Genomic DNA, 19,948 nt, shown 5'->3' with positions numbered 1-19,948 from the left:
GCCCGACGCGGGGTATATAAGGTAGCCAGTGGCGGACAGGGTTCTCATTCATATCCCGATAATTCACACCCAGGCCGAGATGGGTACGCTGGCGAAGGAAATCGGGAGCCGGCTCGCCAAAGAACTTGGTCCGCGATGGCAGCAAAAAAACGAAACCGCCGTCGATAGCCTGTGGGACAGAATCGAAACGATGCTCGCCGAAATCGACCTGCCGTACGGCAAGGTGCGGATTTACCAGGACGGTCTTCCGGTCTGCGGACGCGAGATGGATATCGTCAATGAACTGGCTAAAGCGGGGAGCCGCAATCATCGCCTAATCGCGGAGCTTGCCAAAAAGGGCGCGACGATAATGGGCACCGAATCCGGGGAGCTTCTGATCGAGGAGTACCGGCGCGTGAAGCAGATCCTCGCCCAATCGGGCGCGACGGCGAAAGCTGGCCGGACGATCGACGCGGGCCCGGCGCTGATTCAGAAGCGCGATCGATTCATGGCGGAGCGAATCGATCGCACGCTGCAGCCCGGCGAGATTGGGATTCTGTTCGTCGGGATGCTGCATTCGGTGCAGCGCTACCTCGCAAGCGACATCACCGTCATCGCGACGCGTCCGTTGTCGGGCGAGGCGGCCGGATTGGGAAGAAAGCTCCGCGAAGCGACGCGCGGCTCCGCCTGATGCGACGCGGTTGACCCACCGGGCGCGTGTTCCCGATCCGATCTCTCTGCCGGATTCCGTGGCGGGTTCCGGCTACCGCAAGCGTTTTCGATCGCATCCCGGGCGCGTATGAGATGGCACGTTAAGCTGGCTTAGCGTGTCGCCGGATCGTACAGCCCCGCACTCGCGAGTCTTGAGCCCTGTCCTTGGGAGTCGCCGCCAACGACTAAGCACGCGGCCATCCACGAGCCGGATCGTTGAGAGGACAGCTGGCGCTCTGCACCGCCCTACTCCCATCTCTAGTTGATGAATAGTAGCGACATTCGCTCGCTATTCACATCGAGCCTTGCCATCTATCGAATCAGGAGGGCGCTACCGGCTTGTTGGAAATCAGCGCGAGGACACCGGAATACTGCAGCAGCGCGGTTTGGTCGCCTAACGGGCCGATTTCAAAGCCCGTGAAGAAGCCGCCGATAGGCACTTGGCCGAGCGACTGGCGGAGATAGGCCGAGTCGTGGCCCGGGATACCATAGAGTCCCGCGCCGCGCGAGATACAATCGAAATATAATCCAAACGCTGGCGGCGAAATAAGTTTTCCGCTGACCTCCTCGAGCGAAGCCTTCAGGTCGCGGCGCGATCGTTCCGCGTCGCGCAGGACGAATCCGATCGTGTCGCCGACCCTGGGCACGAACGACACGGCCACGACGCCATGCTCTTCGCTGGCGCCGACTATGTTACGTACGACGAAACGTCCGCGCTCGATAGTCGTCGCGCGCGGGTCGAGCGGGATGGCCGCGAAGACATACCTGAGCGCGCGGCGCAGATCAGTCGCCAGCGGACCGGCGGCTTCGGCGAAAACGTCGAAGGCGCCGCGGCCGTCGAGTTCGAGCAGGATATTGTCACGTGCGGCGGTCACGCGATGCGCGGGACCGATAGGAGAACAGGCGAGCGAACTCATCATCGTGAGATCGAAATCGCCGGACAGCAGCATCCCGGAGACGGCATTCGAACTAACCACGTCGCCGCAGAAAACAAACGTCTCGCCGATCGAGCCGTCCTCGCTGGCGCCGCCGCCGGTGATTGCGACCTTCGGCAGTTCGCTGGTAAGCGCCGCGAGAGTCGCTTCGGCTTCGAAGTTGTACGTATCGGCGAGCAGGATGAGCAAATTCGTTTTGCCGAGCGCGGGCCTGACGGCGGTGGCGACCTCGGCAGCGACGCCTTGTGCGCGGCCGCGCAGCGAGGGCACGAAAAATCGCGCCGCGCGAAGTTCGTCGCGATGCTCGTCCGCGCCGATCACCATCACGCAGAGAGCGTGACCCGATTCTACTTCGTGTTCACCGGCGATCACGCCCATGCTCGAGCATCCCGCGACTTCGCGCGTGTGGGCGTCGCTCCCCACCACCCGCAGAATCATCGGATATGCGGCAGCGTACGCGGGCGTCGCGAAGCAGAGCGCACCTAACGCGCGATTCAGGCCCGCCTGTGCGAGCGCAGAGGCGGTCGCTTCGGCCGCCGCGACCCGCGGATTGTGCGAATTGGAAAAACCAACGCCGGCTCGAATCATGAACCTGTCTCGCCTCGCGAATGGCAATTTACAAAGCTTGCGATTGATTCTGACTAATCGCGAGGCTATCCGTCCAGCGCGATGAAAGTCTTCCGCGCCGCGAGAAGTGTCGAACGAGGTGGAGCTACTGGTCCTTGTCGGTGGACGGTGGCGCGGAATTCTTGTCGATCGGAGTCAAAGTGCTCGCGACCTCGAGCGGCTGCCCCGCGTTCTTCCAGCCGAAAATACCGTCGGCCATCACGCTCACATTCATGTATCCCGCATCAGTCGCCCGACGGGCGGCTTCATGTGAGGCCATTCAAAGCGTGTCGGCGCAGTAGAATACCAGGTTCGCGTTTCTGTTTGGCGGCAGCGTACCGGCGACGTCGTATCTGTCGTCGCTGCTCAGCAGATGCGCGCCCGGGATGATTCCGACCCGCGAGCGCAGCCCCCATCCGTTGGCGTCGTAGATTTCGACGTGGGAATTCAGGTTGGCAAGCATCCCTTGAAGATCGGCGATATGAATGACTTTGAATTTATCGGGCGGCGCCGGGTCGTTGGTGATGAACTTGCCGAGATCGAAAGCGAAGCAGGATGCCGCGGTCGTAAGCAACGTAACTGCGAGCATCGCCACGCACAAAATTCGGCGACTGAATCGCTGGTAATCAGGCACACCCTTCAAGACACGCATAAGTCGAGGTTACCAGAGCGTCGCGGCACCGAAAAGATCGATCACACGCTGTCGAACACCGCGGCCCAGTCCTCGAGCGCCGCTTCGTGGCCCGGCACGAGTTGAACCACGAATTGATTGTAGCCGCCGTCGCGCAGCGCCCGGATGCGATCGCGCAACTCGAGGCTTGTCGCGGTGAAAGTCGTGGCCTTGATCAACTCGGGCGAGAGAAATTTTTCCTCTTCGGGACGCACGCCGATCAAATGCATTTTGTGCATCTGGAGATACTTCGCGTCGGACGGCTGATAAGTCGCGTGCTGCTTGCGATACGCCTCGATTATCGTCGCAACTTCCGGCGGTACGCCGAAACCGAGCGTCGCCTCCACCAGTCCGTGCAGATAGACCACCGACATCGGACCGGCCTGCGCTTTGGCGCGCGCACTACCCGCCGATTCGCCTTGGCCGAGCACGCATCCGAGCGCGAATGCCGTGCGATAGAGCGTCTCCGGCGCGCGACCAACTTCTTTGCACGCTTTCGCGAGTTCGCCGGCTTCGCTAATCGCGCGCGGCACCGTGGGCGTAAACGTGATCCATCCGTCCGCGATTTCGGCGGTCATCTTGCGCGCCTTCGGAGCGAACGCCGACAGATGCAGCGGGATCTTATCCTTGATGTTGATCAGGCCGGCCTCGGGATTGAGGAAGCGAATTTTGTGGCGCGCGCCTTCGCATTCCCATTCCACCGTTTCGCCGCCGAGCAACCCCTTCACGACACGCAGATACTCGCGCAGATCGCTGAGCCGCATCGGCGGCAATCCCATCGTGTTGCGCGCGGTGAATCCGGTGCCGACGCCGAAGACGATTCGCCCCGGCGCGAGCTTGTTGAGCGACGCGAGACCGTTGGCGGCGGCCGGCGCGATCCGATTCGTCGGTACCAGCACGCCCATCGCGAGTTTGATGGTTGATGTCCGATCGGCCGCCAGCGCCATCGCGACGAAGATGTCGGGCGCCAGCATTTGCGAGTCGTAGAACCACGCGTGCGAAAAACCGAGCTCCTCGGCGCGCTTGACCGTTTTCCACGCATCCAGGTTCGAGGCGAGTGCAACTCCAAAATCCATCGCGATGCTCCTTTTGCGGCGCGATCGCGGTGCACGCGAGTCGCCCGGCTTGCACTTCAATATCACCATTTCGCGCGGCGAAAATCCGCGTATCGTTTTGAGGCCTCCAATCCTCTTGCGTCGAAAAGGACCAATCATGTTGAAACTGTTCGAGCATCCGTTTTCGCCCTACGTGCAGAAGGTCAAAATCGCGCTCTACGAGAAGAACCTCGCGTTCGAAGCCGAAGTGCCCGACGCGTTCAGCGGCGCGCCGACCGAATTCGGCAAGCTGAATCCGCGCCTCGAAGTGCCCGCGCTGATCGACGACGGCTTCGCGATTTTCGATTCGACGATCATCCTCGATTACATCGAGGAGAAATGGCCGGCGCCCGCGATGCTGCCGCCATCGCCGCGCGAGCGCGCCCGCGTCCGCATGATCGAGGACGTCTGCGACACTTATTACGAAGCGATCAACTGGGGACTGATGGAAGTTCGCGCGTGGAAGCGCGTCACCGGCGACGCTGCGCGGCAACTCGAATCGCGCGCGACATTGCAGACCGCCGGCGTGTTCAAATGGCTCGAACGCGAGCTTGGATCGTCCGATTATTTCAACGGCGCATCGTTCGGCTACGGCGATTTGAGCGTCTATCCGCACGTGCACGGCTCGGTGGTCTGGGGCGTCGGCCCGAAAGCAAACACGCCGCTGGCACGATGGCTCAGCCGGGTCGAGGAGCGGGCGAGCGTGCGCAATACGATCGATGCGGCCGCGCAATTCGCCGGCTCGCTCGACGTGTTGCCGCAGATGCTCGAATCGGGCGCGTTCGCGCGCCAGTATCGCGATCATCGGCTCGAATGGATCATCCGCAGCGGCGGCGTCGAGGTGGTGCTCGCAGGAATGAAGAACAAGACGATTCGATTTTCGAGCGAAGTATCGTAGGGAAAAAAATGGCGCCAGCCGCGTCTAATTAGGATCGCGATTGGCGCCGCGAAACATTCCTCGCTAGGCGACGAAGCGGAACGAATCGTCCTTCTTGACGATCTTGCCCGCCGACGGCGTCGCGAAATGCGTCCCGAACACCAGCACGCCCGAGTCCGCGTACTTCTCGCAGAACGCGCGCCGCGTCTTCTTCGCCTGCGCGCCATCGGAATCGAACGTGTCGTCCCACTCCGGATAGCGGCATTGAATCGGATGATGCATCAAATCGCCGGTGATCACCGCCTCGACGCCATTCGACGAAATCCGCACGCTATGATGCCCCGGCGTATGCCCCGGCGTCGGCTCCAGCCACACCTCGCCGGTGACGCGATGATTCGATTCGACCAGCTTCGCCATTCCATCTTCGATCACCGGCCGCACTGAATCCTCGACCGGATCGCGCATGTCCTTAACGTCGGACTTCGACCAGTAATCCCACTCGGTGCCGCCGATCAGGTACTGCGCGTTGGTGAAAGTCGGCACCCACTTGCCGTTCTTCAGCATCGTGTTCCAGCCCACGTGATCGACGTGCAGATGCGTGCAGATTACGTGATCGATCTTGTCGCGGGTGAAGCCCGCCTTCTCGAGGTCGCTCAGAAACGGCGTCTGCAGATTGTTCCACGCGGCGTTGCTGCGCACCTTTTCGTTGCCGATGCAGGTATCGACGATGATGCGTTTGCCCTGCGATTCGATCACCAGCGCGTGGATGCTCATCCTGAGTTTGCCCTTCTCGTCCGAGAACGTCGGGTAGAGCCAGTCCGCTTCCTTCTTCACGTTGTCGAGCGTGGCGTTGGGAATCAGCCAGGTGCCCGGCCACGGCGCCTCGCTTTCGATGATGCGGGTGATTTTCACGTCGCCGATTTTGAACTGGTTCATGCGATCCTCCTGATCGTCGTGTCGCCGCGATTCCCGGCAAACTTAACCCGCCCAAACTTATCCCGATCGTCGCGCGCGCGACAAACGCGCCGGACCGTGCCGGCGGTGGTGCAATTTCGCGGAAGTCAGCTATAGGTACATCGTGCGCGATCGGAGGAATCAGCGATGCAGGACGGCCATAAGAATGACAGCCACCAGCAGGACGTTCAAACAATCACGCGGCTGCACAATGTCTGGACCACGGCGAATCGCAAGGGCAGCATCGCGATGATGCGCGAGGCGTTCGTCGGCGGCGACAAATTCTTCGGCTACAACCTCAATGGCTGGGCATACAGCGGAATCGAGGAATGGGCGACGCTGTGGAAATTTCTGATCGGCTCCAAAGCACGCGTCAAACTCGGCGACGACGAAGATGTGAAAATCCAGATCCGCGGCGACACCGCGTGGCTCACCTGCGCGGCCGACTTCGTGATCTCGATGGAAGACGGCACCGCGATCCCCGGCAGCGGCCGGTTCCGCAGCACCGAGATCTACGTGCGCGAAGACGAACACGGCAATCCCAACTGGAAAATGTGGCATAGCCATTTTTCGTGGGCCGCGCCCAAAGACCAGCCGCGCATGGGCATCGACAAATAACCGGAGACTATCGAGATGCCCAAAGTTCGGGAGTTCGGCGTCGGTTTCGAAAGCCTCAGCGCGCGCGAGTTCGCATCGCATGCCAAGCGCGCGGAGGAAATGGGCTTCGGCACTTTCTGGGTGCCAGAAGATCCGTTCATGCGCGGCGCATTCACGCTCGCGGCGGCGGTCGCGTGCTCGACCAGCAAAATGAAAGTCGGACTCGGCATCGTCAATCCCTACACGCGCCATCCCTCGCTCACCGCGATGGAGTTCGCGGCGCTCGACGAACTATCGGGCGGGCGCGCGATCATGGGAATCGGCACCGGCATCAAGGATTGGATCGAAGGACGGCTCAAGATTCCGTACACGCGGCCCGCGTCCGCGATGCGCGAGATGGTCGAGATTACGCGCGCGCTCTTCCGCGGCGAAGTCGTCTCCTACGCGGGCCGGGTGTTTCAGAGCGATCGGATGAAGTTGAACTTCAAACCGGCTCGCGCCGGGATTCCGATTTACCTCGGCGTGCTCGGTCCGAAGAACATGGAAATGACCGGCGAGATCGCCGACGGATTGTTGCTCAGCGTGATGTCGTCACCGGCGTACGTCAAGTTCGCCACCGAACATTTGCGCGTCGGGCTCCAAAAATCGAACCGCGATGCGACCGATTTTCCGGTTAGCGCATACATCCTGTCGTCGATATCAGAGAACGAACGCGCGGCGCGCGATGCGCTGCGGCCTTTTCTCGCGATGCTGATATCAATCATGGCGCCGCAACCCGAAAATCCGATCTTCGCGACCGCAGGGCTCGCGCCTGACACGATCAAGTCCTTTGGCGAGAGCTTTTCGCGCGGCGTCGTACCGAAGGACATGGTAACCGATGCGATGGTCGATACGTTCGCGATCGCCGGCAGTCCCGCGCGATGCCGCGAGAACCTGGCGCGGCTTGTCGAAGCCGGCATGAACGCGCCGGTGTTCTTCGAGGCGCCGGGCGTGCCGCCCCAGAAGACCTTCGACGATGTGTATACGCATCTGATGCCGCACTTCAGTTGAGCGTGGGCAGGCGATCCGGCATCGGTACCTACCCGCCTCGGCGCGGCGGGCCTCCTTTCGACTTCGCTCAGAGTTTGTGAATGTTTGGTCGGGTGATCGTTCGCGCCACCGCTGTCATTCTGAGCCGAACGCTGCGCAGCCGAAGAATCTCGGATCTTTGTCCTTAATACCTCTCCCCTTAAGTTACGGGATTATGCCGGACTTGACGACTAGAGTTCGCCGGTGCTACCTTCGCAATTCGGGAATGAATTTCCCGATGCGGGGGGTGCGTCCTTGAAGATAACTGCAAAAATATCCATCTGGGCGTCCATATTGAGCGTTCCACCTTTGATCTCTTGGTATCTTGACCACTTTCCGACTTTCCATGCTCAGATGCCTGCGTGGGCGGGTTCTGTATCCTTAAGTGTAGGGGTTGGCTTGGCGATTATGGCACTCGTCGCCAACGCCATCGCGCATGCGAGCCTAGGTCGTCTGCTCAATGATCGCGAAGGTTATCCGATAGCGATACGCAGTCACCCGCCGACTGAGCCCAAAGGGGTTCAAGCGCCCGTCGCGCAGAAGGAAATTGATTGGATAGCGTTGTATTATCCTATGATGGTGCACCAGCCTCTCAGTGAGCGATTGTTTGTCGCCAAATCGCCGCAAGAGCTAACGGGATTTTTTAAAGATTTAATCGACGTACAAGCCGAAAAGCTTATCCAACCATACATCGGCAAATGGCTGAAGATATCTGGCCAGGTTTCCAACGCGTCACACCACGCAGACATGTTGAAGTTGTGGCAAGTGTTCGTCTTCGTCAAGAACGAGGATAAAAGATATCCTGACATTCAGATTGCGCTGTACTTCTCCGATACATGGACCGAGCGTCTATCATTGATCACGCGTGACACTAACATCACCGTGCAACGCCGGATTAATAAAGTAAGTTCGCACGGATTGGAACTTCATGCCTGCGAATTAGTAGCGTAAAAATGTACAAACAAAAGATTCTCCATTTTTTCTGCCGACCATGCGGGGAATACCACCTCAAAACTCACCCGCACTATCGCGCGCAGAAACGCAGAGCAGCGAAGCGGCGAAAGGCGAAAGGGTCAGCCAGTCAGGTATAGCGCCGTGCCCTCGGGAAAAGCTCCAGTTGAGTTGGCTTGCTGGAATGATGCAGAAGCATCCGCCAGTTCGGACGCTTCAGCATCCTGCAACGGCCTTCCCGAAAATGTCTCGCTCGTTCCGATTGTTGAACCTGAATTGAAATTCGTTCAGGTAGAGTGGCAGATACTTTTTGCTCACGTTGTGGTACGTGCCGGCGACTCCGCGTTTTAATAGCGACCAGAGGCTTTCCATGCTGTTAGTGTGGATGACGCCACGCGCGTACTCGCCTTGACGATGATTCACGGTCTGATGCGGCAGTTTGGCCCAGCGATCAAGGTACTGATAGCCGCTGTGCTCGTCCGTCGCGACCAGTTCGACTTTCGGGCTGACCATCTTTGCAACAAAGCTGTGCATCGTCGGCATGTCGGCGTGCTCAATCATCTGGCAGACCACGTTGCCCTTGCGGGAAATCGCGCCAATGACCGGAGTTTTGTCGCCAGTCCCGCGAATGTGGCGCTTCTTATCCCAATGGCGATTAGAGTCTTTGCCGCCAAAATAGGTTTCGTCGATTTCGACGATGCCCATCAGTTGCCGGAAGTCAGGATCGGCCATGCCAGCGCGGAGCCGATGGCACATGAACCATGCGGTACGATAGGAGCCAGAGCCGATCATGCGATGGATTTGAAGCGCGCTGATCCCCTTCTTGCTGGTCAGCATCAAGTACAGAACTTTGAACCAGACCAGAAGCGGGTAGTTGGTATTCTCGAAAATCGTTCCCGCGATAACGGAGAAGCGGTAGGCGCTCTTACCGGCTCCGCACTTCTTGCATTCCCAAGTCCACGGACGCGCTTTTCCCGCGTAAACCTTTTCGTTCCCGCAACGCGGGCAGTGCACGCCGTTGGGCCAGCGGCGATCCCGCAGATAGGCGCGGCAAGCTTCCTCATTGGGAAACAGCCGGTCGAATTGCGGCATGGTCATTTGACGGGTGATTTTCGGTTCGCCAGCTTCAACTTTTGCGTTCATGAAAATAAATATAGCAATTCTATGGTGCGTCGTCAAGTACGGCATAGTCCCCTTAAGTTACGGGCGAGGCGGCCGCAGTGGCGGAACGCACGCGAAGCCGACGTCGGGCCGCAGGGCCGAATCGCTCCAGGATAAAGAGGCGGTGAGGGTGCCGCATCGACCTCATGATCCCCACGCTTGCCGTCATCCCTCCTATTACTAACAGCGCGTAGCGCGCATCTTCACTTATCGCGATTCGGCCCTGCGGCCCGAAGTCGGCTTCGCGTCGCCCCAGGAAGCCTGAAACCCGTGAGGGGTTTCAGAGTCCGGATCCTCTTTACCTCCTACGCGTGCACGCCATCGCGGCCGCGCCCCGCGATCGTCTCCGCCAGCGCCGTCAGATCGTTATCGTCGTAGTACTCGATCTCGATTCGCCCGGCGCTGTTCCCGCGCGCCCGCACAATCCTGACCTTTCTTTTCAGCGCCCGCTGCATGCTCTCCGCCAGCGCATTCTCATTCGGATCGCCTTCGAGATTTTCTCGCTCCCGCGACGACGGCGCCCGCCCCGCGCGCACTGCCGCGCCGATCTGCTCCGCGCCGCGCGCCGAGATTCGCCCCGCGACGATCCCTCGCGCCGCCGCAATCTGCCCTTCCGACGTGCCGATCGACAGCAGCGGACGCGCCTGCCCCGCGCTCAACTGCCCGCCCGCGATCAGCTCGATCACTTCCTGCGGCAGCTCGAGCAGCCGAATCGTATTGCTCACGTAGGGCCGGCTCTTGCCGACTCGCTCCGCGATTTCGTCGTGGCTCTGCTCGAAATGCTTATGCAGCCGCTTGAACGCGATTCCTTCCTCGATCGCGCTCAGCTCCTCGCGCGCCAGATTCTCGACCAGCGCCATCTCGAGCGCCGCCCGATCGTCGAGCTCGCGCACCACCACCGGCACCGCCTCGAATCCCACTTCGCGCGCCGCGCGCAGACGCCGCTCGCCCGCGACTAGCTCGTAGCGCGGTGTAGTGTCCTCGCCCGGCTCGATTCGCCGCGCGATCAGCGGCTCGATAATCCCTTGCGACTGGATCGCGCGCTTCAACTCCTCCATCCGTTCTTTCGTGAAATTCAGCCGCGGCTGATATTTGCCGGGCACGATTTGCCCGACCGGGATCATCATCATCAGGCCTCCGTTACCGGGAAAATTCTCCGTCGGGTTTGATGGCGCGCTGTCGGCCAACGCCCCGCTGAAATTTCCAATCAACGCATCGAGTCCGCGTCCCAACGGTTTCCGCATCATCCTTCATCATCCTTTCCGATCGATTTCGTTTTTCTGATTTTCAGATTTTCAATTTTTCTGATTCTCAGATTTTCCGATTTTTCGACTCGATCGGGTCGCGGGCGTTTCAGCATTCGGTGAAATCAAAATTCAGCGCCGTCCAAACAGCCGCGCCAGGCGCGATTTGCCGGCCGCCGCATCCGTCTCGTCGTTTTTATCCGCCGGCGCCGCACTCTGCTCCGCGACTTCGGCGCCCGCCTCGCGCTTGCGGATAATTTCGGCCGCGAGCGCCCGATAGGCAGCCGCCCCCGACGACTTCGATTCGTACTCGAGCACCGACAGCCCATGACTCGGGCTTTCCGACAGGCGCACACTGCGCGGAATCACGCTTTTAAATGTCTCCGCGGGAAAGTGGCTCCGGATCTCGCCGGCGATCTCATGGCTCAGGCGATTTCGCGCGTCGAACATCGTGAGCAGCAGCCCCTCGATTTCGAGCCCGGGCCGAAACGCCGCCTTGACCTTCTTGATCGTGCCGAGCAGCGCGCTTAGACCTTCCAGTGCGTAGTACTCGCACTGCATCGGGACCAGCACCGAGTCGGCCGCGACGAGGGCATTCAGGGTGAGGATTCCGAGCGACGGTGGCGTATCGATTAGAACATAGTTATAATCTGTCACGAGCGGCCCTAGTACCATTTTCAAACGACGTTCGCGCCCTTCCGCCGCCACCAACTCGATCTCCGCCCCGACCAGATCCGCCCCCGCCGGCGCCAGATCGAGCGTCGCCCGCACCGGGATAGTTACCTGCGCCAGCGGCGTCTCGCCGATCAGCACCTGGTAGATCGTCCGGCCCGATTCCCGCGCCACCGTCGCCACTTCGCGTTGGCTCACGCCCGAAGTGGCGTTGCCTTGGGGGTCCAGGTCGAGCAGCAGCACTCGCCGACCTAGTTCGGCCAGCGCGACCGCGAGGTTAATCGCAGTCGTAGTCTTGCCGACTCCGCCTTTCTGATTGGCTATAGAGATTATCCGCCCCACAACCCACCCCACTGCGCGCAGTCAATGCGGACTCGGAAGAATCCGAAACCTCACGCAGGTTTCGGGCTTCCCGTGGCTGATAAGATGCGCGCTACGCGCTGTTCATAACAAGATTCCGAACCGCGCGACGTTTCACGTGAAACATCCCTCTCCATTAAACCGACCCACTCCAACAAAATCAATCCGATAACGTCCGATCTCGCATGAGCACCGATCATCCTGAAAAAACCCTAGGTAAAACGAGGATAATGGGCGATAATGTTTCACGTGAAACATTTTTTCAGCCGTCTCGTCCGGACTATTGCCCGAACCGGCTCTGCGGGCAAGTCGCGCATTCTGCTCTGACTCGGAGAGTCATCCGCACCCAACTCTTGCAATGTTTCACGTGAAACCTCTGGTCTTTCCCACTACTAGCAGCGCGTAGCGCGCATCTTCACTTATCGCGATTCGGCCCTGCGGCCCGAAGTCGCTGCGCGTCACCCCAGGAAACGCCCTTCGAGGCTCAGGGTAAACTACACCCGTGAGGGGTTTCGCACTCTGCTGAAATGTTTCACGTGAAACGTCAGTGACGGGTCCACACCACTGCGACCCGCCGCGATTCCGACTTCCCGTGCCGCAGGTCGTAATCGAGCACCGTATTCTCGACCAATCCCGCCGCAACCGCCTCGGCCCGGTCAAATCGAGTCGAGCCGCCCGCGTACAGCATCAGCAGGCCCCCCGGATGAAGCAGCCGCGCCGCGACCGCGAACAGCTCCCCCGGCCTTCCGACCGCGCGCGCCGTCACCAGGTCAAAGCCGCCGGGCGCCGATCCGACCTCCTCGGCCCGCCGCCCCTCGACCGTCACATCACGCAGCTCCATCTCCATCGCGGCCGCCTCGAGAAACGTCGCCCGCTTCCGCCTCGACTCGATCAGCGTGACGTGCGCATTCAGCGCCGCCGCGATCACCAGCCCCGGAAAGCCGGCGCCGCTGCCGATGTCGGCAATCCGCCGTTCCGGCTCCGACGGCGCCCGCAGCTTGAGTACCTTGCCGGCCACCGCCAGCGAAATCGGAATCAGGCTATCGAAGATATGAAAGACGATCTCGTCGGGGTCGGTGGGATTCGCGGTGAGATTGATTTTAGGGCCCCAGAGCGCCAACGTCGTCGCCAGATGCTCGATTCGGTCGAGAAACTGCTGATTTTTAGCGATTATTCCGATTCCGGGCAGCGCCGGCGCGATCCGGGCGCGGACCTCCGCACCGATTTTCGCCGGATCGACCATTTTCTCCTTGACCGCCTTCTTCATCGCATCGCCCTATCATGTTTCACGTGAAACATTCAGGAGGCCGAAACCTCCCGCAAGTTTCGGGCTTCCCGTTGCAACGAAGATGCGCGCTACGCACTGTTTAGTAGCAGAAGACGTTGAGATAGCACGTTTCACGTGAAACGTCCCATGGATGGCGCGCCGCTCCGACTGCACCCTCACCGCCCTCGTCGCTGCGCGCCTCGGTCTGCCTCTCGCAACAAAGCGGGCGAGGCATCGGACGAGAAACATCTCTTCAGCATCCTCCCTTCCGCATCCTCTACTAACAGCGCGCAGCGCGCATCGCTCGGACGACCAGAGCGCTGACGTCTCACGTGAAACGTCACCGGTGTTGTCCTTTACGAACAGCGCGAAGCGCGCATCTTCACTTATCGCGATTCGGCCCTGCGGCCCGAAGTCGGCTTCGCGTCACCCCAGGAAGCGCCCTTCGAGGCTCAGGGTAAACTCCACCCGTGAGGGGTTTCGCACTCCGGAATGTTTCACGTGAAACGTTTTTTCAGCCATCTCGTCCGAAGCGGAGCAAACCTGACTCCGCGAGGAGTCGGGCCTCAAGCTCTAACCCGAACGATCATCCAGAAAATCGCAGGTGCTGCGCCGACCGATCGCCTAGCCTGATGCTGAGCCGGCGCGGCGGGCCTTGAGATGCACCGCGAGCAGCGAGATCGCCGCCGGCGTGATTCCAGGCATGCGCGCCGCCTGCCCGAGCGAGCGCGGCCGAATCCGCGTGAGCCGCTCCGATACCTCGGCCGAGAGTCCGCTGATCCCGCTGAAATCCATCCAATCGGGAATCGCAGTGTCCTCGAGCCGCCTCGCCCGCTCGACCGTCTCGGCCTGCCGCCGGATATAGCCGTCGTATTTGACCTCGGTTTCGAGTTCGGCCGCCTCGTCGAGGTTGAGCGCGCTCGCCACACCGCCGATCATCTCGACAACGGCACGAAAGGCAAGTTCGGGACGCCTCAGCAGCTCGATCGCCTTCACCGCCTGCCCGATCGGAGTTGCGCCATGCTCCGCCATGATCGCGTTGACCGACTCCGACGGATACACCACCGCCGCACTGAGCCGCGCGATCTCACTGCGCACCGCCTCGGTCTTGGCGCTCACCCGCGCGATTGCCGACGCGTCGAGCAGGCCGAGCCGCGCGCCGATTGGCGAGAGCCGCCGGTCGGCGTTGTCTTCGCGGAGCAGCAGCCGGTACTCGGCGCGCGAGGTGAACATCCGGTATGGCTCGCCGCCGATTCCGCGCGTGACCAGGTCGTCGATCATCACGCCGATATAGGCTTCGTCGCGGCGCAGGAGCAGCGGCGGCTCGCGGCGGCATTTGAGCGCCGCGTTAATTCCCGCAATCAGCCCCTGCGCGCCTGCTTCTTCATAGCCGGTCGTCCCGTTGATTTGTCCGGCGAAAAAGAGCCCGCCAACGAGCCGGGTCTCGAGCGACGCCTCGAGCTGCGTCGGATCCGAGAAGTCATACTCGATCGCGTAGCCCGGCCGCATGATCTCGGCGTGCTCGAGGCCAGCTATCGATCGCACCATCTCGAGCTGTACGTCGAGCGGCAGGCTGGTCGAGAGTCCGTTTGGATAAACCTCGACCGTGTCGCGCCCCTCGGGCTCGAGGAAAATCTGATGCCGCGTCTTGTCGGCGAAGCGCATCACCTTGTCCTCGACCGACGGGCAGTAGCGCGGCCCCTTGCTCTGAATCACGCCCGAGTACATCGGCGAGCGGTCGATTCCGGCGCGGATAATCTCGTGGGTGCGCGCGTTGGTGTAAGTCAGATGACAGGGGATTTGCGGCTGCTCGATCCGGCGGGTGCGGAACGAGAACGGCGGGGGCGGTTCGTCGCCCGGCTGAATCTCGAGCGCCGAGTAATCGATCGAGCGCGCGTCGAGCCGCGGACAGGTGCCGGTCTTGAGCCGCCCGATTCGAAATCCCAACTCGGCGAGATGAGAACTCAGGCCCATCGCAGCGAAATCACCCGCGCGACCGGCCGAGAAATTCTTGAGCCCGATATGCACCAGCCCCTTCAGGAACGTGCCGGTCGTCAGGACGACGGTCGGCGCTTCGAACACCTCGCCGATCTGCGATTCGACGCCTCGCACCGCGCCGTCCTCGACGATCAATCGCTCGACGCTGGCTTGCCGAATCTGCAGGTTCGGCTGTTGCTCGAGGACGCGCTTGCTGCGCGTTCGATAGGCCGCCTTGTCGGCTTGGGCGCGGCGCGCGCGGACCGCGGGGCCCTTGCGCGTATTGAGGAAGCGGAACTGGATTCCGGTCTCGTCGATCGCGAGTCCCATCTCGCCGCCGAGCGCGTCGATCTCGCGCACCAGGTGGCCCTTGCCGATCCCGCCGATCGCGGGGTTGCACGACATCTGGCCGATATGGTCGAGGTTGAGCGTGAGCATCAGGGTGCTCGCGCCCATCCGCGCTGTGGCGAGCGAGGCTTCGATACCGGCGTGGCCGGCGCCGACTACGATAACGTCATAGTTCATGGCGATGGGCGATTATGTCCTGTGCTGCACTCGCGCGCAAAGCCGTGCAGCGGCGAGATCGTCCCGATCGTGCTTAACTACAGTAGAAGAGGCATTCAAACAAGTTTGCGCTAGAGCTGCGCGATCGGTGAACTGCGCGCAGTTCACCCGACCTGCTAGAGTGCGTATGACGCGATAGGCTAGAAGGTGGGCGATCAAAACTCGAAACACTATATATAGCGCCTCGCGCGCCATATATGGCACTACCTATTGTTTCAGACCCACCAGATCATGCTATTAATCTGAAGGCGAAGGCCCAATCGATTGGAGTCGAAAGGGCCTTCTCATACTGACTTGACGAGCTAGTCAGAAACCGTTTTGTTGTGCTTTACGCAAGCGCGACACTAGCGATTTCCCGACAGCTTGGCAAGTCCATAACCGGCTTCACCTTGAAGCCGCACAATGGAGTCTTGCGCAAAGTGAGCAAGAAGATTGTTCCTCCGGGAAAGTGACCGATTCGGGCATTTACCGCGACACGTCTTCGGGCGAGCGTTCGACGCTTGTTCGAGGCAAAACTGCACCTCCGACGCAGCATCGAGGCGGAAAATGGGTTGAGATAATCGACACCAATCCGCGCGATCCAAGCAGTCGGCGCTAAACGGACTGAAGCAAATGCGGGCAGGGGCGTAGTCCTGCCCGCTACGATCCGCCGCGCCCCGACGCAGCATGCCAGCGCTCGCATGCTTGCACGCCCGGTATGCTTCGCCTAAAGTCCTCTGAGGCGGACGGGTTAGGAGGCTTGACAATCGAGTAGCGGTTGGTTCTAGAAATAAAGGTCATCAAAGCCATCGATTCGCCCGCCGCCTGAAGGTGAACGATTTGGCTGGCATTACTATTCCCGAGTCATCACTAGAAGCGTTAGGCACACTAGTCCGAGTATCGGACGAAGTGATGTCTGAATTGTTGTCAGCGGCAGAGGAGGTTCCGGTTTCTCTGAATAGAGAGACCATTCGCAAGGTTATCTCGTCAAAAGTAACGTCAGCGACTTCAGAGGAACTAGATAAACTAATTCATGTCTTGCTCACGTTGAACGCAACGCGCGGACATTTCGATGCTCCGGTGCCTGAATTCGTCGATGACGTTCTGGACGCGATGGCGCAGAGTGGGCGCAAGGAGCTTGTTGTTTCGGCAGACAAGGAAAAAGAAGTCAGAGACCGCCTAACCCGGCTACTCAGCTTCGATTCGCTTAGGACTGCATCTAAGGCGATGCATTTGCGAACTGATCACGAGAGAGTGTTTTACTACGCACGCGTCCTGACTGATGCTCGGCCTGTATACGGTGCTGACCCAAGTAGCACTCCTTCAGCTTTCGTAATTTCGCATACTCTTAAACTTAACTTTTCAAAAGACGATGGCTTCGGGGAGTTTTTTATCGCCTTGGATAAAGACGATGTTGAATACCTAAAAGACGTACTCGATCGGGCCCAACAAAAGGAAGAAAGTCTTAAAAAGACTTTCGAAATGGTGAACATCCCGGTCGTGGAGTCATAAGCCAATGCGTGCATCTTTAGCATTGTGTATGGAGGCTCCAACGCGCCAATCCCGCGCAACTAAAAGCCATCAAATTTTTGAATTGAAGCCTAGTCAAAAGATACGACCATGGCTTCGGACTAAACCTTCCGTAGATTTTAGACGTTCTGTCGATCGTTTCGCGATCGCGATACACTACATTCGCGAGACAAATCCCGAAAATGAGCCGCAGTCTACAGAAAGCGATTTCCCGCAAAGATTTAGGACGCTTGCTGGTATTTGGCGAAGAGAAACGCGTGCTATATCTGCACTAAAACGAAAGATACTTCATCCGGCGTACCAGCAAATAATTGGCATGGGCCCAGGTGTTGTACCGTTAATCCTCAATGAACTATCAGAGCGACCAGACGATTGGATGTGGGCGCTTAACTCAATTACCCACGAAGACCCCGCACCCGAGAAGGCTAGTTTCGACGAAGCAGTTGATGCTTGGCTTAGTTGGGGAAAGAAAAGACAGCTCGTCTCTTGAAGGCGCATGACGACATTGGCGAGGAATTTCCCGGCCTAAACTGGTCCGACTGCGCGATTACCAGTTGCGCTACCCCGAAGTACAATTGTGTCTCTTGGGCGGTTGGTGACATAGGGACGAAATGGGTTTCTGGAGCCGTAGTTAAAGGTTACTATTGGCCTCCCGGTGTTGGCGACGACGACACGGCAGACCAATGGGCGGAGATCTTTGTTTTACATGGCTACGAACTAGCGAATAATCGCAACCATGAACCGGGATTTGAAAAAGTCGCGATTTACGCAGACGACGAAGGAGCTTCGCACGTTGCGCGACAACTTCCAGATGGAAAATGGTCTAGTAAGTTGGGCAATCTTTCTGACATAGAACACGCGACGCTTGAAACCCTAGAACGAACCGGAACATACGGGCAAGTCGTTCGTATTTTAAGGCGGCGCCGTTACGATTGGGACCAATGAAAACGAAGAAAAACGAACCAACCAACCAATAGCGCTACTCTTTTCCAGCGTGTCCAGAAGCTTATTCGTGGAATCATCACCGTACCGAAAAAGGAAGTGGCAATTGAAGAGGCACGCTGGCGCGAAGCTCGACGGTTGAAGAAGAACCCGGCTGGCTGACTCGCCCGCGCTTTCCACGTTCTTGCCGTTTCCTTCAGACAGGCGTAGTTGCTTCCATCTTACCAGTCAGCTTTTCGTACGTGACGCGCTTTCCGGTAATGCCCTGCATCGCACTGACAAATCGCCCGCCATCATTCGCTTTGCGTTAATTGAATCGAAACGTCTGTTCGTCCAGATAGCGGAACAGGTGAAATGGTTCGACGCTGATATAAGTACCTTTCAAGCCGCGCTGACCTATTTTGCTGGTTGGCGCCCTAAGTTCGACTAGCTAATGCCGCCGGATCGCTGAGCCGCTTTGGCGCCGCGGCCATCGCCTCCATCGAGCGCCGATTCACCCCGAACCCGCCCACGGCGAGATGATCGCGGCGGCGGTGATCTCGGGGTTGGCGGCGATCGCCTGCGCGGTGCGAGATGGTGTCGAGCACAACCAGGGTGAGGAACAAGAGGGCGAGCACGGGCGCAAAGGCCTCGAACGATCGTACCAAGCGGTCGGTTGGACTTATGTGCAGATTTTGCTCGAGGATAAGTGGTTGCTGGGGAGCGGTGGCGGCAATGCTGCCAGTACTATGTGCGAGTCCGGGAAATTCCGTGCTTGCGAAGGTCAACATCGCGATCAGCGTCAAAGTTGCGAGTGCCCACATTTTCGTGCTGTGACTCACGGTTGCCTGCCTGCTGTCGAGCGCAAAATTGAGGACCCGAGGTGCGCAGTGGTCAAGGGGCAAAGTCCGTGCCGGAATGCGATCGAGGGCAGTGCCGGAAAAGAAGTGAGTAATCGTGGGTGCAACGGCGATCGGACGAGGATCAAGCGGCAAAGAAATGTCGGCGCGGCATTTTATCGGCGCTCGGCAAAAAACGCGTCGCGCAAGGCAGAGTGTCGCAACCTGCAACACCTATGCAGACACATGACGCGAGAATCGTCGCGTTGACTGAAAGACTAGATACCCAAACCCAATAGCGTGCGGCCGTAAAACTCGGCGGAATTGTCGAAATCGATGCTGGCGTGCTGCGCGCCTACATTCACATTGCGAAAGGCTGTTTGCAGCGGACTAGCTTGATACACCGCGTGCGCGCCCGAGCCGGAGAAGAGACGCGCGACGGCGCGGCGGCATAGCTCGGCGGTGTAGGCAGCCGACCATTTGGCGCGCGCGCGATCCTGGGTGGTGAACTTCTCGCCGGTGGTCATCAGGCGATCGAAATTCGCGAGGCTATCATGCAGCAACAAGTCGGCGCATCGGACCTCGGCGGCGGCCTCGGCGAGGCGGACCTGGGTCGGCGCGTGCTCGGCCTTGCGCGCTCCGGTCTGAATCACGCGGCGTTCCTTGGTGCGCTCAACAAAACTATCGACGGCGAATTTTGCGGAACCGAGGACCGCGGTGGCGACCGACGTCGAGAGCATCGATTCGGCAGACATACGATAAAGATTGGTGGCGTGATTGGCGGCGTGAGGACTGTCGCCACGAAACATCAGGCGGGTGTCGATAGTGCGATGCGCTGGGACGAAGACGTCGTGCGCGAGGAGATCCTTGCTGCCGGTTCCTTGCAGCCCGAGGACGTGCCAGGTGTCATCGACCTCGATCTCGGCGCGCGGGATAACGACATGAACGCGCGGGCCGTGGGTCTCGGGATCGGCGCATCCGAGCATGATCCA

At 59.7% G+C, this 19,948-nt stretch carries 19 protein-coding genes; 7 read left to right on the top strand and 12 right to left on the bottom strand.

Annotated features, from left to right (window positions below):
• Positions 1 to 28: 28 nt before the first annotated feature.
• Complete coding sequence (locus Q7S58_RS12485; protein WP_304825838.1) at positions 29 to 670, top strand: hypothetical protein; 642 nt, start codon at positions 29 to 31, stop codon at positions 668 to 670.
• Positions 671 to 1,010: 340 nt separating this feature from the next.
• Here the strand turns inward: Q7S58_RS12485 and Q7S58_RS12480 are convergent, their stop codons facing one another.
• The 4 genes from Q7S58_RS12480 to Q7S58_RS12465 all read right to left on the bottom strand — a co-directional run bounded on the left by Q7S58_RS12480 (position 1,011) and on the right by Q7S58_RS12465 (position 3,977).
• Positions 1,011 to 2,213, bottom strand: coding sequence for an FIST N-terminal domain-containing protein (locus tag Q7S58_RS12480; RefSeq protein ID WP_304825835.1), 1,203 nt, complete (start codon positions 2,211 to 2,213; stop codon positions 1,011 to 1,013).
• A gap of 124 nt (positions 2,214 to 2,337) precedes the next feature.
• Positions 2,338 to 2,511: a hypothetical protein gene (locus tag Q7S58_RS12475; RefSeq protein ID WP_304825832.1), complete on the bottom strand. Its 174-nt coding sequence runs from the start codon at positions 2,509 to 2,511 to the stop codon at positions 2,338 to 2,340.
• Positions 2,512 to 2,820, bottom strand: a complete 309-nt coding sequence (locus tag Q7S58_RS12470) for a hypothetical protein (RefSeq protein WP_304825829.1) — start codon at positions 2,818 to 2,820, stop codon at positions 2,512 to 2,514.
• Between the two features lie 104 nt (positions 2,821 to 2,924).
• Positions 2,925 to 3,977, bottom strand: coding sequence for an LLM class flavin-dependent oxidoreductase (locus tag Q7S58_RS12465; protein ID WP_304825826.1), 1,053 nt, complete (start codon positions 3,975 to 3,977; stop codon positions 2,925 to 2,927).
• 136 nt (positions 3,978 to 4,113) lie between these two features.
• On the opposite strand from Q7S58_RS12465, the gene Q7S58_RS12460 reads away from it, so the two are divergent.
• Positions 4,114 to 4,893, top strand: coding sequence for a glutathione S-transferase family protein (locus tag Q7S58_RS12460; protein ID WP_304825822.1), 780 nt, complete (start codon positions 4,114 to 4,116; stop codon positions 4,891 to 4,893).
• 63 nt (positions 4,894 to 4,956) lie between these two features.
• Here Q7S58_RS12460 and Q7S58_RS12455 read toward each other — a convergent pair whose 3' ends face one another.
• On the bottom strand, positions 4,957 to 5,808 hold the full coding sequence (locus Q7S58_RS12455) for an MBL fold metallo-hydrolase (protein WP_304825819.1): 852 nt from the start codon (positions 5,806 to 5,808) through the stop codon (positions 4,957 to 4,959).
• 165 nt (positions 5,809 to 5,973) lie between these two features.
• Here Q7S58_RS12455 and Q7S58_RS12450 point away from each other — a divergent pair, with 165 nt between their 5' ends.
• The 3 genes from Q7S58_RS12450 (at position 5,974) to Q7S58_RS12440 (ending at position 8,442) form a co-directional block, all read left to right on the top strand.
• Positions 5,974 to 6,444: a nuclear transport factor 2 family protein gene (locus Q7S58_RS12450; RefSeq protein WP_304825816.1), complete on the top strand. Its 471-nt coding sequence runs from the start codon at positions 5,974 to 5,976 to the stop codon at positions 6,442 to 6,444.
• A gap of 15 nt (positions 6,445 to 6,459) precedes the next feature.
• Complete coding sequence (locus Q7S58_RS12445; RefSeq protein WP_304825813.1) at positions 6,460 to 7,473, top strand: LLM class flavin-dependent oxidoreductase; 1,014 nt, start codon at positions 6,460 to 6,462, stop codon at positions 7,471 to 7,473.
• A 273-nt stretch (positions 7,474 to 7,746) separates the two neighbouring features.
• On the top strand, positions 7,747 to 8,442 hold the full coding sequence (locus Q7S58_RS12440) for a hypothetical protein (protein WP_304825810.1): 696 nt from the start codon (positions 7,747 to 7,749) through the stop codon (positions 8,440 to 8,442).
• A gap of 216 nt (positions 8,443 to 8,658) precedes the next feature.
• On the opposite strand, the gene Q7S58_RS12435 is transcribed toward Q7S58_RS12440, so the two are convergent.
• From Q7S58_RS12435 to mnmG, 5 genes are all read right to left on the bottom strand, one after another.
• Positions 8,659 to 9,585 carry an IS1595 family transposase gene (locus Q7S58_RS12435; RefSeq protein ID WP_304825807.1) on the bottom strand — a complete coding sequence of 309 codons (927 nt, stop codon included), beginning with the start codon at positions 9,583 to 9,585 and terminating at the stop codon, positions 8,659 to 8,661.
• 323 nt (positions 9,586 to 9,908) lie between these two features.
• Positions 9,909 to 10,850, bottom strand: a complete 942-nt coding sequence (locus Q7S58_RS12430) for a ParB/RepB/Spo0J family partition protein (RefSeq protein ID WP_304825805.1) — start codon at positions 10,848 to 10,850, stop codon at positions 9,909 to 9,911.
• A gap of 129 nt (positions 10,851 to 10,979) precedes the next feature.
• On the bottom strand, positions 10,980 to 11,861 hold the full coding sequence (locus Q7S58_RS12425) for a ParA family protein (protein ID WP_370655512.1): 882 nt from the start codon (positions 11,859 to 11,861) through the stop codon (positions 10,980 to 10,982).
• A 562-nt stretch (positions 11,862 to 12,423) separates the two neighbouring features.
• A complete protein-coding gene (locus Q7S58_RS12420; protein ID WP_304825804.1) occupies positions 12,424 to 13,146 on the bottom strand; it encodes a 16S rRNA (guanine(527)-N(7))-methyltransferase RsmG in 723 nt (240 codons plus the stop codon).
• A 624-nt stretch (positions 13,147 to 13,770) separates the two neighbouring features.
• Positions 13,771 to 15,648, bottom strand: a complete 1,878-nt coding sequence (mnmG, locus tag Q7S58_RS12415; protein ID WP_304825802.1) for a tRNA uridine-5-carboxymethylaminomethyl(34) synthesis enzyme MnmG — start codon at positions 15,646 to 15,648, stop codon at positions 13,771 to 13,773.
• Positions 15,649 to 16,578: 930 nt separating this feature from the next.
• On the opposite strand from mnmG, the gene Q7S58_RS12410 reads away from it, so the two are divergent.
• Together Q7S58_RS12410 and Q7S58_RS12405 are read left to right on the top strand one after the other, a co-directional pair.
• Positions 16,579 to 17,178 (top strand): hypothetical protein, encoded by a 600-nt coding sequence (locus tag Q7S58_RS12410; protein WP_304825799.1) that lies wholly within the window; start codon positions 16,579 to 16,581, stop codon positions 17,176 to 17,178.
• A 477-nt stretch (positions 17,179 to 17,655) separates the two neighbouring features.
• Entirely contained in the window at positions 17,656 to 18,141 is a 486-nt protein-coding gene (locus Q7S58_RS12405) for a hypothetical protein (RefSeq protein WP_304825796.1), read from the top strand.
• 413 nt (positions 18,142 to 18,554) lie between these two features.
• On the opposite strand, the gene Q7S58_RS12400 is transcribed toward Q7S58_RS12405, so the two are convergent.
• On the bottom strand, positions 18,555 to 18,923 hold the full coding sequence (locus Q7S58_RS12400) for a hypothetical protein (RefSeq protein ID WP_304825793.1): 369 nt from the start codon (positions 18,921 to 18,923) through the stop codon (positions 18,555 to 18,557).
• Between the two features lie 311 nt (positions 18,924 to 19,234).
• On the bottom strand, positions 19,235 to 19,948 hold a 714-nt coding region (locus tag Q7S58_RS12395; RefSeq protein WP_304825790.1), incomplete at its 5' end, for an acyl-CoA dehydrogenase family protein.

This window comes from Candidatus Binatus sp. (assembly GCF_030646925.1).
Taxonomy (GTDB): Bacteria; Desulfobacterota; Binatia; order Binatales; family Binataceae; genus Binatus.
This window is presented reverse-complemented; position numbering and strand designations above follow the sequence as displayed.